16 protein-coding genes are annotated in these 16,274 nt (G+C 69.1%); 7 read left to right on the plus strand and 9 right to left on the minus strand.

The annotated features are described in order from the left end of the window. The first annotated feature begins 76 nt into the window (after positions 1–76). The 5 genes from ACGF5U_RS13990 (at position 77) to trxA (ending at position 4,943) form a co-directional block, all read left to right on the plus strand. Positions 77–1,780: a protein kinase family protein gene (locus ACGF5U_RS13990; protein WP_392710419.1), complete on the plus strand. Its 1,704-nt coding sequence runs from the start codon at positions 77–79 to the stop codon at positions 1,778–1,780. An 11-nt stretch (positions 1,781–1,791) separates the two neighbouring features. Beyond that, positions 1,792–2,514, plus strand: coding sequence for an RNA polymerase sigma factor SigM (sigM, locus tag ACGF5U_RS13995; RefSeq protein WP_392710421.1), 723 nt, complete (start codon positions 1,792–1,794; stop codon positions 2,512–2,514). Then, the gene (locus ACGF5U_RS14000; protein ID WP_392710422.1) at positions 2,511–3,443 is read left to right on the plus strand and encodes a hypothetical protein; all 933 of its coding nucleotides are present in this window, start codon (positions 2,511–2,513) and stop codon (positions 3,441–3,443) included. The genes sigM and ACGF5U_RS14000 overlap by 4 nt, the downstream gene beginning before the upstream one ends. Positions 3,444–3,579: 136 nt before the next feature. Continuing rightward, entirely contained in the window at positions 3,580–4,554 is a 975-nt protein-coding gene (gene trxB, locus ACGF5U_RS14005; RefSeq protein WP_392710424.1) for a thioredoxin-disulfide reductase, read from the plus strand. Positions 4,555–4,595: 41 nt separating this feature from the next. Continuing rightward, positions 4,596–4,943, plus strand: coding sequence for a thioredoxin (gene trxA / locus ACGF5U_RS14010; RefSeq protein ID WP_392710426.1), 348 nt, complete (start codon positions 4,596–4,598; stop codon positions 4,941–4,943). 174 nt (positions 4,944–5,117) lie between these two features. On the opposite strand, the gene ACGF5U_RS14015 is transcribed toward trxA, so the two are convergent. From ACGF5U_RS14015 to rpmH, 9 genes are all read right to left on the minus strand, one after another. Beyond that, the gene (locus ACGF5U_RS14015) at positions 5,118–5,735 is read right to left on the minus strand and encodes a GNAT family N-acetyltransferase (RefSeq protein ID WP_392710428.1); all 618 of its coding nucleotides are present in this window, start codon (positions 5,733–5,735) and stop codon (positions 5,118–5,120) included. Between the two features lie 320 nt (positions 5,736–6,055). Then, complete coding sequence (locus tag ACGF5U_RS14020; protein ID WP_392710430.1) at positions 6,056–7,156, minus strand: ParB/RepB/Spo0J family partition protein; 1,101 nt, start codon at positions 7,154–7,156, stop codon at positions 6,056–6,058. After that, on the minus strand, positions 7,153–8,229 hold the full coding sequence (locus ACGF5U_RS14025; RefSeq protein ID WP_392710432.1) for a ParA family protein: 1,077 nt from the start codon (positions 8,227–8,229) through the stop codon (positions 7,153–7,155). The genes ACGF5U_RS14020 and ACGF5U_RS14025 overlap by 4 nt, the downstream gene beginning before the upstream one ends. A 247-nt stretch (positions 8,230–8,476) precedes the next feature. Beyond that, positions 8,477–9,184: a 16S rRNA (guanine(527)-N(7))-methyltransferase RsmG gene (gene rsmG / locus ACGF5U_RS14030; RefSeq protein WP_392710433.1), complete on the minus strand. Its 708-nt coding sequence runs from the start codon at positions 9,182–9,184 to the stop codon at positions 8,477–8,479. A gap of 100 nt (positions 9,185–9,284) precedes the next feature. Continuing rightward, positions 9,285–9,794: a protein jag gene (locus tag ACGF5U_RS14035; protein ID WP_392710435.1), complete on the minus strand. Its 510-nt coding sequence runs from the start codon at positions 9,792–9,794 to the stop codon at positions 9,285–9,287. Positions 9,795–9,808: 14 nt separating this feature from the next. After that, complete coding sequence (yidC, locus tag ACGF5U_RS14040; RefSeq protein ID WP_392710436.1) at positions 9,809–11,041, minus strand: membrane protein insertase YidC; 1,233 nt, start codon at positions 11,039–11,041, stop codon at positions 9,809–9,811. 3 nt (positions 11,042–11,044) lie between these two features. Continuing rightward, positions 11,045–11,371, minus strand: coding sequence for a membrane protein insertion efficiency factor YidD (gene yidD / locus ACGF5U_RS14045; RefSeq protein WP_392710437.1), 327 nt, complete (start codon positions 11,369–11,371; stop codon positions 11,045–11,047). Beyond that, a complete protein-coding gene (rnpA, locus tag ACGF5U_RS14050; RefSeq protein WP_392710439.1) occupies positions 11,368–11,739 on the minus strand; it encodes a ribonuclease P protein component in 372 nt (123 codons plus the stop codon). The genes yidD and rnpA overlap by 4 nt, the downstream gene beginning before the upstream one ends. A gap of 18 nt (positions 11,740–11,757) precedes the next feature. Continuing rightward, on the minus strand, positions 11,758–11,895 hold the full coding sequence (rpmH, locus tag ACGF5U_RS14055; RefSeq protein WP_018846094.1) for a 50S ribosomal protein L34: 138 nt from the start codon (positions 11,893–11,895) through the stop codon (positions 11,758–11,760). Between the two features lie 360 nt (positions 11,896–12,255). On the opposite strand from rpmH, the gene dnaA reads away from it, so the two are divergent. Beyond that, positions 12,256–14,040, plus strand: coding sequence for a chromosomal replication initiator protein DnaA (gene dnaA, locus ACGF5U_RS14060; protein WP_392710441.1), 1,785 nt, complete (start codon positions 12,256–12,258; stop codon positions 14,038–14,040). A gap of 982 nt (positions 14,041–15,022) precedes the next feature. Beyond that, positions 15,023–16,153 carry a DNA polymerase III subunit beta gene (gene dnaN, locus ACGF5U_RS14065; protein ID WP_392710443.1) on the plus strand — a complete coding sequence of 377 codons (1,131 nt, stop codon included), beginning with the start codon at positions 15,023–15,025 and terminating at the stop codon, positions 16,151–16,153. The last annotated feature ends 121 nt before the right edge of the window (positions 16,154–16,274 follow it).

Below are 16,274 nucleotides of genomic sequence, written 5' to 3' on the forward strand. Positions count from 1 at the left end.
TGCATAGCGGCGGACTGTGGGCACAATTGGCATGGCGTTCGGATACGGCGCAACGGATGGGGAGGCAGGAACGACGGTGGCGGAACGTAGCACGGCTGCCGTCGACGTGGCCGACAACAGTGGCGATGAGCCGCTGGCCGCCAAGGCGGACAAGGCCGCGACCGACGGGGTGGCGGAAGCGCAGGACACGGCGGACACGTCCGCCCAGGACACCGACGACGAACGGGGAGCCGGCGAGCAGCCCGCCATCACCACGCCCGAGCTCCACAGCGGACACAAACTGGCCCGGCGGTACCGGCTCGAGGAGTGCGTCACCCGTCTGGACGGTTTCAGCAGCTGGCGTGCCGTCGACGAGAAGCTCCGCCGTGCCGTCGGCGTGCACGTGCTGCCCGCCGACCATCCGAGGGCGCGCTCGGTCCTCGCCGCCGCCCGGTCGTCGGCCCTGCTGGGCGACCCCCGGTTCGTCCAGGTCCTCGACGCCGTCGAGGAGAACGACCTCGTCTACGTCGTGCACGAGTGGCTGCCCGACGCCACGGAACTCACCGCTCTGCTGGCGGCGGGCCCGTTGGAGCCGCACGACGCCTACCAGCTCGTCACCCAGGTCTCCCAGGCCATGGCCGCCGCGCATCGCGAGGGCCTGTCCCATCTGAGGCTCACGCCGAGCGCCGTCCTGCGCACCTCCACCGGCCAGTACCGCATCCGCGGCCTCGCCGTGAACGCCGCACTGCGCGGTATCAGCGCCGAGCGCCCGCAGCGCACCGACACCGAGGCGATCGGCGCCCTGCTGTACGCGGCGTTGACGCAGCGCTGGCCGTACGAGAACGACGCGCACGGCCTGTCCGGGCTGCCGAAGGGGGTCGGCCTGATCGCACCCGATCAGGTACGGGCCGGAGTGCACCGCGGGCTGTCCGAGCTCGCCATGCGCGCGCTCGCCAACGACGGCGCGACGGCCTCCCGGCAGGAGCCCGCCTGCACCACCCCCGAGGAACTGGTCAAGGCCGTCGCGGCCATGCCCCGTATCCGCCCGCCGGAGCCGGAGTTCCCGACACCGCCGGACTACCAGCGCACGACGTACCAGCAGGGCACGTACGGCCGTCAGCAGCAGCGCCCGAGCACCGCGGCCACCCAGCCGGTGCCGGCCCCGCCCGCGCCCCTGCAGAGCCGCACGGGCAAGGCCCTCAAGTGGGCCGTGTCGGCGCTCCTCATCGCGGCGCTGGGCCTGGGCAGCTGGCAGATCGCCGACAAGCTGCTCGACCGCGACAGTCCGCAGGACGACCCCGGCACGAGCCAGACGCCCCCGGACACCACGGACGACGAGAAGCCGCAGGCGACGGGCAAGCCGGTCGCCATCGTCGACGCCCATGACTTCGACCCGCTGGGCGACGGTTCGGAGAAGCCTCGCGACATAGAGAAGGCGTACGACGGCGACCCCGCCTCCTTCTGGCAGACGGACGGTTATCTGCGCGAGGATCTCGGAGGGCTGAAGTCCGGCGTGGGCATGGTCCTGGACCTCGGCCAGGCTCAGCAGGTCGGCGCCGTCGAGATCACGTTCAAGGGCGACACATCGGTGGAGCTGAGGGCGGCGGCCGAGGGGGCCGACACGGCACCGACCGGGGACGGCGACTTCCAGAAGGTCGCGTCCGCTTCGGGAACGACGGTGACCCTGAAGCCCGGCGAACCGGTCAAGACGCGCTACCTCCTGGTCTGGCTCACCAAGCTGCCGGACGCCCACGACGGGTACTTCCGGGGCAAGATCACCAACATCGAGATCACCGGCTGATCGGCAGCGCCATGGGAAGAAGGTCACCGTTGAACGACGCCGCGTTCGGCGACGTGAGCGACCAGGACCTGCTCTCCCGCCATGTCGCCGGTGATCCGGACGCCTTCAGCGAGCTCGTGCGCCGCCATCGGGACCGGCTGTGGGCCGTTGCCCTGCGGACGCTGGGGGACCGCGAGGAGGCCGCTGACGCCGTCCAGGACGCCCTTGTGTCGGCGTTCCGGGCGGCCCACAGCTTCCGGGGTCAGTCGGCCGTCACGACGTGGCTGCACCGCATCACGGTGAACGCCTGTCTGGACCGGGCCCGCAAGGCGGCCTCCCGCAGGACCGCCCCCGTGGACGACACGGAACGGCTGGAACAGCTCCTCGAACCGCACGAGTCGGCCGAGGCCCCTGCGGAACGGAGCGATCTGCACCGCGAGCTGCTGGCCGCACTCGCCCAGCTGCCGGCCGACCAGCGGGCCGCGCTGGTGCTGGTGGACATGCAGGGCTACCCGGTGGCGGAGGCGGCGCGGATCCTCGACGTGCCGACCGGAACGGTCAAGAGCCGCTGCGCACGAGGGCGGGCACGGCTGCTGCCCATGCTCACTCATCTGCGCGGTGACACGGTGGATAACGTCGGTGCCGACCGGGGAAGGAACCGGACGCCGGGGACATCCGTCCCACCGGCATCGGAGCCAAGAGACACCGGACAGATCGATCCTGCTGCTGTGAAGGGCGGAGGTGGGCGCGCGTGAACTCCACGACCGACACGACGCAGCACCCGGACGTCTCGGAGATCTCCGACCTGACCGAAGGGCTTCTCCCGCCGTCCCGCACAGCCCACCTGCGGCAGCACCTGGACGAGTGCTCCCTGTGCGCGGACGTCCGCAGCTCGCTCGAAGAGATCCGGGGCATGCTGGGCACCCTGCCGGGCCCTCCCCGGATGCCTGGGGACATCGCGGGCCGGATCGACGCCGCGCTCGCCGCCGAAGCTCTGCTCTCCGCCACGGCCCCTGTCGACGGCACGCATGTTTCACGTGAAACAAGGCCCGCCGACCTCGCCGCCGAGCCCGCTCCCGCCCTGACCCGACCGGTGAAGCCCGTCGACGGGCCCGTCGACCGTCCCGCAGGCCGGGCAGCGGCTGCCGGGGGGCCCGGCCGGGGCAAGCCGAACCGGCGCCGTCGCCGAGTGGCCCTCGGGGCCGTCGTCGGCATCGCCGCCGTGAGCGTCGGTGTGCTGCTCATGCAGGTCGTCCGCCCTGCCGGGGGCGAGAGCGACGCCATGAAGGCCGACACCGCCATGAGCTCTGCCGAGAACGAGACCTTCTCCGGTGTCCCCCTGGAGAGCCGTGTCGCCACCCTGCTCTCCGCCGACGAGGGAGCGCCGTCTCCACGGAACCGGAGCCAGGGCGGCGCCACCGAACCCGAGAACGGCCCCCGGGAGCTGCTGGGCACCCTGGACGTACCGGTTCCGGCCTGTGTCAGTGAAGGGATCGGGCGCACCGAGCCCGCTCTCGCCGCGGAGAAGGGCACCTACCAAGGGCTCCCCGCCTACCTCGTGGTGCTGCCAGACCGCACCGACGCCGCTCAAGTGCGGGCCTATGTGGTCGACGCGGCCTGTACGACCTCACGGAACGCCGCCAAGGCGGACGTCCTGCTCCAGCACGCCTACCCTCGTCCCTGAACAACGCCTCAGGGCCGGGCCGACGCCTCGGGAATGCACGCCCCGTAGGATCCGTTGGGTGGGGTGAGACCTTGACCCAGCCCCGTAGGCAGTAGGCAGTAGGCAGTAGCAGTCTGCAGAGACGAGGAAGAAACCCGTGAGCGACGTCCGTAACGTGATCATCATCGGATCCGGGCCCGCCGGCTACACGGCTGCCCTCTACACGGCGCGTGCGTCGCTGAAGCCGCTGGTCTTCGAGGGCGCTGTCACCGCTGGTGGCGCCCTGATGAACACGACCGACGTGGAGAACTTCCCCGGTTTCCGTGACGGGATCATGGGCCCCGACCTGATGGACAACATGCGGGCCCAGGCCGAGCGCTTCGGAGCCGAACTCGTCCCGGACGATGTCGTCGCCGTCGACCTCAGCGGCGACATCAAGACCGTGACGGACACGGCCGGCACCGTCCACCGCGCCAAGGCCGTGATCGTCACGACCGGCTCCCAGCACCGCAAGCTCGGTCTGCCGAACGAGGACGCACTCTCCGGCCGTGGTGTCTCCTGGTGTGCCACCTGCGACGGCTTCTTCTTCAAGGACCAGGACATCGCCGTGATCGGCGGCGGCGACACCGCGATGGAGGAGGCCACCTTCCTCTCCCGGTTCGCCAAGTCGGTCACCATCGTCCACCGCCGTGACACCCTGCGCGCCTCCAAGGCCATGCAGGACCGGGCCTTCGCCGACCCGAAGATCAAGTTCGCCTGGGACAGCGAGGTCGCGGAGATCCACGGCGACCAGAAGCTCAGCGGTCTGACCCTGCGGAACACCAAGTCGGGGGAGACCTCCGAGCTGCCCGTGACCGGCCTGTTCATCGCCGTGGGCCACGACCCCCGGACCGAGCTGTTCAAGGGCCAGCTGGAGCTGGACGACGAGGGCTACCTGAAGGTCGACGCGCCCTCCACCCGTACCAACGTGACGGGCGTCTTCGGCGCCGGAGATGTCGTGGACCACACCTACCGGCAGGCGATCACCGCCGCCGGTACCGGCTGCTCCGCCGCTCTGGACGCCGAGCGTTTCCTGGCTGCTCTGGCCGACGGCGAGAAGGTCGCCGAGCCGGAGAAGACCCCTGCGGTCTGACCACAATCCCCACCCACACCCGCGAAGTGAAGGAGGCCGCCGTGGCCGGCGACCTGAAGAGCGTGACCGACGCCTCTTTCGAGGAGGACGTCCTCAAGAGCGACAAGCCCGTACTGGTGGACTTCTGGGCCGCCTGGTGCGGTCCGTGCCGCCAGATCGCGCCGTCGCTGAAGGCGATCGCCGAGGAGTACGGCGACCAGATCGAGGTCGTGAAGCTCAACATCGATGAGAACCCCGCCACGGCTGCCAAGTACGGCGTCATGTCGATCCCGACGCTGAACGTCTACCAGGGTGGCCAGGTCGCCAAGACGATCGTCGGCGCGAAGCCGAAGGCCGCGATCGTCCGCGACCTGACGGACTTCATCGGCAGCGAGGCCACCAAGGCCTGAAGCGCTGAGGCCTGAAGCCGCTGCGGCGAGGCCTTGTTTCACGTGAAACACGAACGGCCCGTCCCGGAAGGGGCGGGCCGTTCGGTGTGAGGTCTGCGAGAGCCCGATCGGCATAAGCGCCGCGGGTCACGGTCGCGGTGATTCCAGCGGCCACAGCGGGCGCGGTGCCAGCCATCACAGCGGGCGCAGCGCGGGTTCTTTCTGCACCGCCCCCAGCAACCGGTCCAGAGCGAGCTCGACGTCTTCCTTCCACGACAGCGTGGAGCGCAGTTCCAGGCGGAGCCGTGGGAACGCCGGGTGCGGGCGGACGGTCTTGAAGCCGACGGCCAGGAGATGGTCGGCGGGCAGGACGCACGCCGGCTCCTTCCACCGGGCGTCGCCGAACGCCTCTATCGCCCTGAATCCACGCCGCAGCAGATCTTTCGCCACGGTCTGCACCATCACTCGGCCCAGCCCCTGCCCCTGATAGCCCGGCATGATCCAGGCCGTCATCAGCTGAACGGCATCCGCCGACACCGGGCTCGTCGGGAACGCGGTGGAGCGGGGCACATAGGCGGGCGGAGCGTAGAGCACATAGCCGACCGGTACCTCGTCCACATAGACGACGCGGCCGCACGATCCCCAGTCCAGGAGGACAGCCGAAATCCAGGCCTCCTTCTCCAGCTCGGGCGTGCCCGCCTTTACCGCGGCTTCTCCGCTGACGGGGTCAAGCTCCCAGAAGACACACGTCCGACACCGCTTGGGGAGGTCCGGAAGGTTGTCCAGCGTGAGTGGTACGAGCCGACGCCCCATGAAAGCTGTTCCTCGCTTCCTTCGCCTGCCACGCCACGAGCGGCGGTCAACGCGCTGCGTTCCTGGAGCAGGCTGCCGATGAACCCACCGACCACACCGAGTCCCAGGCCGGCTGTCATCAGCTGGCCGCGGCTCACCTCGCGCATGGCGTGGCTCTCCCTCCGCAAGGGATCCCGTCAAGGATCCGGCAGATGCACATACCAGAACGCATCGTATCGATCGGGTGATGACACGCATACGGGAAGAGGCCAAAGGGCGGACCGTGTTCCGGTGAACACCGGCCACGATCCGCCCTTCGCGCTGCTCTGGCCCCGAGAGGCTCAGGCCTCGTCGTCCTCCGCCGCCTGGTCCGAGAGACCCTTCTCCAGAACCCGTCCCTCGCCAGGAGCGAGCGTGCCCAGAATCCGGTTCAGATCCTCCATCGACGCGAACTCGACGACGATCTTCCCCTTCTTCTGCCCGAGGTCCACCTTCACCCGGGTTTCGAAGCGATCGGAGAGCCGGGAGGCGAGATCACTGAGCGCCGGTGACACCCGAGCGCCGGCACGCGGCCCCCTGGGCTTGGGCGCACTGGTGGACTCGGAGCCCATGAGCGTGACGATCTCCTCGACCGCACGCACCGACAGTCCCTCGGCCACGATCCGGTAGGCCAGCTTGTCCTGGGCTTCCGGGTCGTCCACCGACAGCAGAGCGCGGGCGTGACCAGCCGACAGCACCCCGGCGGCGACCCGACGCTGAACCGGCGGCGACAGCCGGAGGAGCCGCAGAGTATTGGAGACCTGCGGGCGCGAACGCCCGATCCGGTCGGCCAGCTGGTCGTGGGTGCAGTTGAAGTCCTTGAGCAGCTGGTCGTAGGCGGCTGCCTCTTCCAGCGGGTTCAGCTGCGCGCGATGCAGGTTCTCCAGCAGCGCGTCCAGCAGAAGCTTCTCGTCGTCGGTGGCGCGGACGATCGCCGGGATCTGCTCGAGGCCGGCCTCACGGCAGGCCCTCCAGCGGCGCTCACCCATGATGAGTTCATACCGCTCGGGCGCCACCTGGCGTACGACGACCGGCTGGAGCAGTCCCACCTCCTTGATGGAGGTGATCAGCTCGGCGAGCGCGTCCTCGTCGAACACCTCGCGCGGCTGGCGCGGGTTCGGCGTGATCGCGTCCAGCGGCAGTTCGGCGAAGTGCGCCCCGGCGGGTGCCTGGGCGTCCATCGCCGGCTCCGGCTCCGGCGCGGGGAGCCCGGACTCGACGGTGACAGGGTTCTGCGGCAGCGTGGCCACCTTCGCCGCCGCCACGCCCCGGTCCGCCGGCAGAGCGGGAATCGCGCCGGGGGACGTGGAGCCCGTCCCGATGGAAGCCGCGTTCCGCTCTTGGGGAGCAGCGGGGATCAGCGCACCGAGCCCACGCCCCAGTCCCCTACGTCGCTCGCTCACTGGATCCCCTCCGACATGCTGTGCTGGTTGTTCTGGTTGCCCATGTGGGCGTGCTTGGCCTCGTAGTGGACGCCCACCCCCCGCAGGGCGATCTCCCGGGCGGCTTCCAGGTACGACAGTGCGCCGCTGGAGCCCGGGTCGTAGGTGAGCACGGTCTGGCCGTAGCTCGGTGCCTCCGAGATGCGGACGGAACGGGGGATGCTGGTCCGCAGCACTTCGTCACCGAAGTGGCTGCGCACCTCGTCGGCCACCTGCGAGGCGAGCCGGGTCCGGCCGTCGTACATGGTGAGGAGGATGGTCGACACATGCAGCGCGGGGTTGAGGTGGCCGCGCACCAGGTCGACGTTGCGCAGCAACTGACCCAGGCCCTCCAGCGCGTAGTACTCGCACTGGATCGGGATGAGCACCTCGGCCCCGGCGACCAGGGCGTTGACGGTCAGCAGTCCCAGGGAAGGCGGACAGTCGATCAGGATGTAGTCGAGGGGCTGTTCATATGCCTGGATGGCGCGCTGGAGTCGACTCTCCCGCGCCACCAGCGACACCAGCTCGATCTCCGCACCGGCGAGATCGATGGTGGCCGGGGCGCAGAAGAGGCCTTCGACGTCCGGGACCGGCTGCACCACATCGGAGAGCGGCTTGCTGTCCACCAGGACGTCATAGATCGAGGGCACTTCGGCGTGGTGGTCGATACCGAGCGCGGTAGAGGCGTTGCCCTGCGGGTCGAGATCGACGACCAGCACGCGTGCGCCATGCAGTGCCAGGGAAGCGGCAAGGTTGACCGTTGTGGTCGTCTTGCCGACTCCGCCCTTCTGGTTGGCGACCACCATGACACGGGTCTGCTCCGGACGGGGAAGACCTTCACCGGCCCAGCCCAGTGCCTCAACCGCCAGTTGGGCGGCGCGACCAATGGGGGTGTCGTCCATCGGGGGCGGTGTTTCACGTGAAACATCCTCCCCCGCCGCTTCGGTACGGGGACCGGGGACCGGGTCGGTCATCGGTCCCGCGATGTTGGCGTCGGACCGCAAGGATTCACTCTCCTCGGCTTCAGACTCGCGATGGACAGAGCCTGCCATGCTTTCGGGGTCGTGAACCAGCGAGGCCCGTGGTTCTGTGGAGGAATCCACTTCTGTGGACAACTCTGTAGCACTCAGGGGTGCCTTGCGGTTGCGTGGTGTGGCAGCCGCACGGCCGCGGCTGATGATTCCCTGCAGCAGTGAGCGACGTTTCACGTGAAACACGATGCACGCGCCGCAGGGTCAGCACCTCACGACACTCCGAAATGCGTACGTATGAGGATCAAACGAGAGACGGGCGATCGGGTCAGCGCCGACGCCGCGTCCTCTCCGCCTTGGCCCGCTTGGCGGCGAACCTCACACCGCCCGGGCTCTCCCCGACCTCGACGCGCACCACGGTCGACATCGGATCCACGATCCCCTCACCGACCTGCAGCACCGAGGTGCTCACCACGCCGAGCTTGCTGAGCGCGGCACGGGCTCCCAGGATCTCCTCCTCGGCGGTGTCGCCCTTGAGCGCGAGCATCTCCCCGTAGGGGCGAAGCAGGGGAACGCCCCAGCCGGCCAGGCGGTCCAGCGGTGCCACGGCCCGCGCGGTCACCACATGGACGGGCGGAAGCTTGCCGAGCATCTCCTCGGCACGTCCTCTGACCACGGTGACATGGTCGAGCCCCAGCAGGTCGACCACTTCTTCGAGGAAGTTCGTCCTGCGGAGCAGGGGCTCCAGCAGTGTGATCCTGAGATCCGGGCGGACGAGCGCCAACGGAATGCCGGGCAGGCCGGCGCCGGACCCCACGTCGCACACGGTGACGCCTTCGGGTACGACCTCGGAGAGCACAGCACAGTTCAGCAGGTGCCGCTCCCACAGCCGGGGTACCTCGCGGGGACCGATCAGGCCACGCTTCACTCCCGCGTCAGCGAGAAGCTCCGCGTACCTGATCGCCTCCGGGAGGAACTCACCGAAGACGGTCCGCGCCTCGTCGGGCGCGGGGGGAAGCTCTTCTGCTTCCGTCACGAGGTCCGTCCTTCCGTACCGCTCACCGCACTGGGTGACTATCAGGCTGACAAAGATCGGCCCCGCCTGCGAACAGACGGGGCCGACACGACGAAGGGAATCAGGCGGGGAGTACGACGACGAAGCGCTGCGGCTCCTCGCCCTCGGACTCGCTGCGCAGACCGGCCGCGGCGACGGCGTCGTGCACGACCTTGCGCTCGAACGGGGTCATCGGGTCGAGCTTCACCGGCTCACCGGTGCTCTTCACCTCGTCCGCGGCCTTGGCGCCGAGTTCGGCGAGCTCGGTGCGCTTCTTGGCGCGGAACCCGGCGATGTCCAGCATCAGCCGGCTGCGGTCCCCGGTCTCCCGGTGCACCGCGAGGCGCGTGAGTTCCTGAAGCGCCTCCAGCACCTCACCGTCGCGACCCACCAGCTTCTGCAGGTCGCGGCTGCCGGAGTCGCTGACGATCGAGACCGCGGCGCGGTCGGCCTCGACGTCCATGTCGATGTCACCGTCGAGGTCGGCGATGTCGAGCAGGCCTTCGAGGTAGTCCGCCGCGATCTCACCCTCCTGCTCCAGGCGGGTCAGGGTGTCGCCACCCTCGGCGGCGGAGGTGGTGCCTTCCGTCACGGATGGTCTCCTTCTTACTTCTTGGACGACGGGTGCTTGGGACGCTGCTGGCCCTTGCGCTGCCCGGACTTGGCCTGACGGGGTGAGGCGGCCTTGCCGGGCTGCTTCGGCTGGGCGGCTTCCGGCTCCTCGGCCTTCTTCTCCAGGGACGTCTTGGCCGCCGGCTGCTGCGTCGCGGACTGACGCCGCGACTTGCTCTGGCGCTTGGGCTGCTGGCGGCGGGCGGCGGCGCCGCTCTCCGCCTCGGCGGTGGCGGGGTCGGCCTGCTGCACCGTGCCGTCGGCCTGCGCGGAGAAGCCCGCCTTGGCGAGGGAGGAGATGAAGCGGCGCTCGTTCTCGTTACGGTCCGGCCCCTTGGCGACGATCACCTGGACGACGTTGCGCTTGCGGCGGCCGCGTACCTCACCGTGGGACGTGATGCTCTTCAGCAGTCGCTGGAGGTAGTGGTCCTGCGCCTTGCTGCCCGGAGTCGGGTTCTGGTTGATCACGTACATCTGCTGGCCCATGGTCCACACGTTGGTGGTCAGCCAGTAGACGAGGACACCGACGGGGAAGTTGATGCCCATGACGGCGAAGATGACCGGGAAGATGTACATCAGCATCTTCTGCTGCTGCATGTACGGGGTCTTCACCGTCAGGTCGACGTTCTTCTGCATCAGCTGACGCTGGGTGTAGAACTGCGACGCCGACATCATGATGATCATGACTGCGGTGACGATCCGCACATCCATCAGGGAAGCGCTGAGCGCCTGGACCTTGTCCGGGTCGTCCATGAACTTCGCGGCGATGGGGGCACCGAAGATATGGGCCTCACGGGCGCTGTCCACGAGGCTCTGGTTGAGAACGCCGATCTCCTTGCCATCGGCGATCTTGCTGAGCACGTGGTACAGGGCGAAGAAGAACGGGGACTGCGCCAGGATGGGCAGGCACGAGGAGAGCGGGTTGGTACCCGTCTCCTTGTACAGCTTCATCATCTCTTCGGACTGACGCTGTCGGTCGTTCTTGTAGCGCTCCTGGATCGCCTTCATCTTCGGCTGGAGCGCCTGCATGTTCCGCATCGACTTGATCTGCTTCACGAAGAGCGGGATCAAGCAGATACGGATGACGACCACCAGGGACACGATGGACAGACCCCAGGCCCAGCCCGTGTCGGGACCGAAGATCGCCCCGTACATCTTGTGGAACTGAACGATGATCCACGAGACGGGTGTGGTGATGAAGCTGAACAGACTGGCAATCGTGTCCACTAATCAGGCTCCTTGAGCATTGGGCGAGGTCTCTGCGGCCGGGCTTGTCTCGGCGGAGGGCCCGCCCTTGCCGCCACGCAGCTTGTCGCGCAGCAGCTCGTGCCAGCGGGGGCGCTTACGCGGCGGGACATGGTCCACACCGCCCGGCGACCACGGGTTGCACCGCAGAATGCGCCAGGCGGTCAGGGCCGTGCCCTTCACGGCGCCGTGCCGGTCGATGGCCGTGTACCCGTAGTGGGAGCACGACGGGTAGTACCTGCACACAGGGCCCAGCAGCGGACTGATCGTCCACTGGTACAGCTTGATCAGGGCCAGCAGCGGGTACTTCATCGCGCGCCCCCTCCCAGCAGCCGCTGGATCGCGGCGTCCAGGTCTCGGGCCAGCTGTGCATGGTCGGCGTCACCCGCGTCGGGCAGCGCCCGTACAACCACCAGGCTACCGGGGGGCAGCGCGGCCAGCCGCTCTCGCATCAGGTGCCGCAGTCTCCGCTTCACCTGGTTACGGACGACCGCACCGCCCACTGCCTTGCTGACGACGAAACCCGCACGCGTCGGGGGAGCGCTCTCCCCTGGCGCGTGCGGGTCCGTTGCACCGCTGCGTAGATGGACGACGAGGCACGGGCGGCCGGCCCGGCGACCTCGCCGTACCGCGTTCGCGAAGTCCTCGCGCCGCCTCAGCCGATTCTCGGAAGGCAGCACGTCATGACCTGTTGGTGATCAGGCGGACAGGTTGGCGCGACCCTTGCTGCGGCGGTTCGCCAGGATGGCGCGGCCGGCGCGGGTACGCATGCGCAGGCGGAAACCGTGGGTCTTCGCGCGACGACGGTTGTTCGGCTGGAAGGTGCGCTTGCTCACTCGGGGGCTCCAGAAATGATTCGTTGGTGGCGGGACATCGCCTGGCTGTCACCGTGCGCCCACGAGTAGCTCGCAATACGCCCGAGTGCACCGCTTCACGATCACTGACCGTGATCTTTGCCCATCGGAGGCAGGCGGCAGCAGCCATCGACAACTCGACCTGGTTACGGTACGCGCGGCTACGCCATCCGGTCAAACCAGGACCGCGCCGGGGTCCACTATGCACAGGCTGTGGACAACAACTTGAACCGTGCGAGCCGCCGCGACTACCGTGGCTGAACTCGGATTCCTTTCCTGCCTGTCCTTCCCATCCCGTCCCAAGAAGCACACATTCGTGGGACCTGTGAGAGAGCGTGCCCTGTGGCTGACGTACCTGCTGATCTTGCCGCAGTGTGGCCGCGAGTGCTGGAACAGCTCCTCGGAGAGGGCCAGCAAGGCATCGAGCCGAAGGACGAACAGTGGATCGAGCGCTGCCAGCCGCTCGCCCTGGTGGCCGACACCGCACTCCTGGCCGTACCCAACGAATGGGGCAAGCGTGTCCTGGAGGGGCGGCTCGCGCCGCTGATCAGCGACACGCTCAGCCGTGAATGCGGCCGGCCCATCCGGATCGCGATCACCGTGGACGACTCGGCGGGCGACCCGCCGCCGGCGCCGGTCCAGCAGCCGCAGCAGCCCCGTTACGACGAGCGTGGGCAGGGCGAGCCGTACGACACGTACGGCCACCGGCCGATGCCCGACGACGGGCTGCCGACCGTGCGCCCCGCCTACCCCGAGTACCAGCAGCAGCGCCCCGACCCGGGTGTCTGGCCGCGCGCCCAGGAGGACCTGTCCTGGCAGCAGCAGCGCCTCGGCGGTTTCCAGGACCGCGACCCGTACGCGACGGCCCGCCCGCAGCAGCCGCACCACGACTACCGCGGCCCGCAGGGGCCCGAGCCCACGGCGTACGACCAGTCCCGGCACGACCGGCACGAGCTGCCGGACTCGCAGGGCCAGCGTCGACCCGGCGGTCCTGGAGGCCCCGGGATGCCGGGAGCAGCCGGCATGGGCTCCGGTCCCGGCCCCGGCGGCGGCCCGGGCGGTGGACCCGGCGGGGCCGGCGGCCCCGGTGAGCCGCACGCCCGGCTGAATCCGAAGTACCTCTTCGACACGTTCGTCATCGGCTCGTCCAACCGGTTCGCGCACGCGGCCGCCGTCGCCGTTGCCGAGGCGCCGGCCAAGGCGTACAACCCCCTGTTCATCTACGGGGAGTCGGGCCTCGGCAAGACGCATCTGCTGCATGCCATCGGCCACTACGCGCGCAGCCTCTACCCCGGCACCCGCGTGCGGTACGTGAGCTCGGAGGAGTTCACCAACGAGTTCATCAACTCGATCCGCGACGGCAAGGGCGACACCTTCCGCAAGCGGTACCGCGATGTGGACATCCTGCTCGTCGACGACATCCAGTTCCTGGCGAGCAAGGAGTCGACGCAGGAAGAGTTCTTCCACACCTTCAACACCCTCCACAACGCCAACAAGCAGATCGTGCTGTCCTCGGACCGGCCGCCCAAGCAGCTGATGACGCTGGAGGACCGGCTGCGCAACCGCTTCGAGTGGGGCCTGACCACCGACGTGCAGCCGCCGGAGCTGGAGACGCGTATCGCGATCCTCCGCAAGAAGGCGGTGCAGGAGCAGCTGAACGCCCCGCCGGAGGTGCTGGAGTTCATCGCCTCCCGTATCTCGCGCAACATCCGCGAGCTGGAGGGCGCGCTGATCCGGGTGACGGCGTTCGCGAGCCTCAACCGGCAGCCGGTGGACCTGGGTCTCACCGAGATCGTGCTCAAGGACCTGATCCCGGGCGGTGAGGACACGGCTCCCGAGATCACCGCCGGCGCCATCATGGCGGCCACCGCCGACTACTTCGGGCTGACGGTGGAGGACCTGTGCGGCTCTTCGCGCAGCCGGGTCCTGGTGACGGCCCGCCAGATCGCGATGTACCTGTGCCGTGAGCTGACGGATCTGTCCCTGCCGAAGATCGGTGCGCAGTTCGGCGGCCGCGACCACACGACGGTGATGCACGCGGACCGGAAGATCCGGGCGCTGATGGCGGAGCGACGGTCCATCTACAACCAGGTCACCGAGCTGACCAACCGCATCAAGAACGGCTGACGGGGCCTGAAGGGCCCGCCCGACGCGTCGCAGGGCGCTCCGGACACGTTCCGGGGCGCCCTGCGCGCGTTCCCGGGCGCCCTGCGCGCGTTCCGGGGGTCTCCGCGCGCACGGTCGCCGCATGGTCGGCGCGGGGTCGGCGCGGGGTCGGCGCGGGGTCGGCGCGGGGTCGGCGGGCGGCGGACGGCGGACGGCGGGGCACGGTCGGGGCACGGTCGATGTTCGAATAGTGCGCCTGGTCGCGGGGTTCTCCACAGAAGTGGGGGCGATCTTCCTTCCACAGCCTGGGGACCATGAAGTTATCCGAAAACCATCCACAAGCTCCCGGGGTCCCGTAGCGTCGCCGCAGGTCAGAGCCTTGTGGATTTGTGGCCAAGCGCGCTCCACAGGCTGTGGACACAGAAACCGTCCACAGGCCTCGATCTGCGTTGTCCACCGGCAGCCCACAGGGGGCGGCCTCCGGTCCACAGCTTCTCCACACTGCTGTCCACTGTTCGGCAACGAAACACCCGGCATCACCGCGCCGAGTGAAAGCGGTCACACCAAGGCGCGTGGTTGGGCTGTGGGGAACCGGGGTAAAGCTGGGGACGGGACTGGGGAGAAGTCCCTGTGGTCTGTGCATCGGGTGTGCAGAACTTTCGCGCGTCCACAGACACGGCCACTTGTCCACGGGCCCCGCCCACAGGCGCAGTGGACAAAAAACCGGCTGTGACCTGCGTGGATGGCGTTATCCACGGTTTCCACAAGCCCTACTACTACTCCCACTCATAGTTACCGGGGAATCCGCTTCGAAGAAGGCCCTGTGCACAACTCGGCCCGGAGCGCGACACGGCTCCCGACGCGATTTGACCCAGAGCCGCAGTGGACTGTCGGTGGCGTACGTCAGACTGGTCCCCGGCATCCCTTCTGCTGCGGCAGAGGCACCGGGTGCCGGATGAGGAAGGCCAGCAGGGCGAGCCAGCAACAGCAGGAGGCGGTTCCGGTGAAGATCCGGGTGGAGCGCGATGTACTCGCGGAGGCGGTGGCCTGGGTGGCCCGCAGCCTCCCGGCCCGTCCGCCGGCGCCCGTACTCGCGGGTCTTCTTCTGAAGGCCGAGGACGGCGCGCTCAGCTTCTCCAGCTTCGACTACGAGGTCTCCGCGCGGGTCTCGGTCGAGGCCGAGGTGGAGGAGGACGGCACCGTCCTCGTCTCCGGCCGGCTCCTCGCCGACATCTGCCGCGCCCTTCCCAACCGGCCGGTGGAGATCTCCACAGACGGTGTGCGGGCGACCGTGGTCTGCGGCTCCTCCCGCTTCACCCTGCACACACTGCCTGTGGAGGAGTACCCGTCGCTGCCGCAGATGCCGAGCGCGACCGGCACCGTGCCCGGTGAGGTCTTCGCCTCCGCCGCCGCCCAGGTGGCCATCGCGGCCGGGCGTGACGACACGCTGCCCGTGCTGACCGGCGTACGGATCGAGATCGAGGGCGACACCGTCACCCTCGCCTCCACCGACCGGTACCGCTTCGCGGTGCGCGAGTTCCTGTGGAAGCCGGAGTCCCCGGACGCCTCCGCGGTCGCCCTGGTGCCCGCCAAGACGCTGCTCGACACCGCGAAGAGCCTCACCAGCGGCGACACCGTCACGTTGGCGCTGTCCGGCTCCGGTGCCGGTGAGGGCCTGATCGGTTTCGAGGGCGCCGGGCGCCGTACCACCACGCGGCTCCTCGAGGGCGACCTGCCGAAGTACCGGACGCTGTTCCCGACGGAGTTCAACTCGGTCGCGGTCGTCGAGACGGCGCCGTTCGTGGAGGCCGTCAAGCGTGTGGCCCTGGTCGCCGAGCGGAACACCCCGGTGCGGCTCAGCTTCGAGCAGGGCGTGCTGATCCTGGAGGCCGGCTCCAGCGACGACGCACAGGCTGTGGAGCGCGTCGACGCCCAGCTCGACGGCGACGACATCTCGATCGCCTTCAACCCGACGTTCCTGCTGGACGGGCTCAGCGCGATCGACGCCCCGGTCGCCCAGCTGTCCTTCACCACGTCCACGAAGCCCGCTCTGCTGAGCGGCAAGCCGGACGTCAAGGCGGAGGCGGACGACGCGTACAAGTACCTGATCATGCCGGTCCGGCTCAGCGGCTGACGTGCCGCCGCAGTAGGCCTGGTGAGGTCTGCCGGGGGTTCGGGGGTCGCCCCCCGAGGACCGCGGCATGCCGGTCCGGCCCAGCGGCTGAGGCCCGTACGGGCCCGGCTGACGAGGCTGG

Origin of the sequence: Streptomyces sp. NPDC047886, assembly GCF_043204435.1 — a bacterium.
Classification (GTDB): Bacteria; Actinomycetota; Actinomycetes; order Streptomycetales; family Streptomycetaceae; genus Streptomyces.

What these genes read in the sequence shown, in the direction of transcription:
- sigM (WP_392710421.1), top strand. Translation starts at nt 1,792, where the DNA reads ATGGGAAGAAGGTCACCGTTGAACGACGCCGCGTTCGGCGACGTGAGC.
- ACGF5U_RS14015 (WP_392710428.1), bottom strand. Translation starts at nt 5,735, where the DNA reads ATGGGGCGTCGGCTCGTACCACTCACGCTGGACAACCTTCCGGACCTC.
- ACGF5U_RS14025 (WP_392710432.1), bottom strand. Translation starts at nt 8,229, where the DNA reads ATGGCAGGCTCTGTCCATCGCGAGTCTGAAGCCGAGGAGAGTGAATCC.
- yidD (WP_392710437.1), bottom strand. Translation starts at nt 11,371, where the DNA reads ATGAAGTACCCGCTGCTGGCCCTGATCAAGCTGTACCAGTGGACGATC.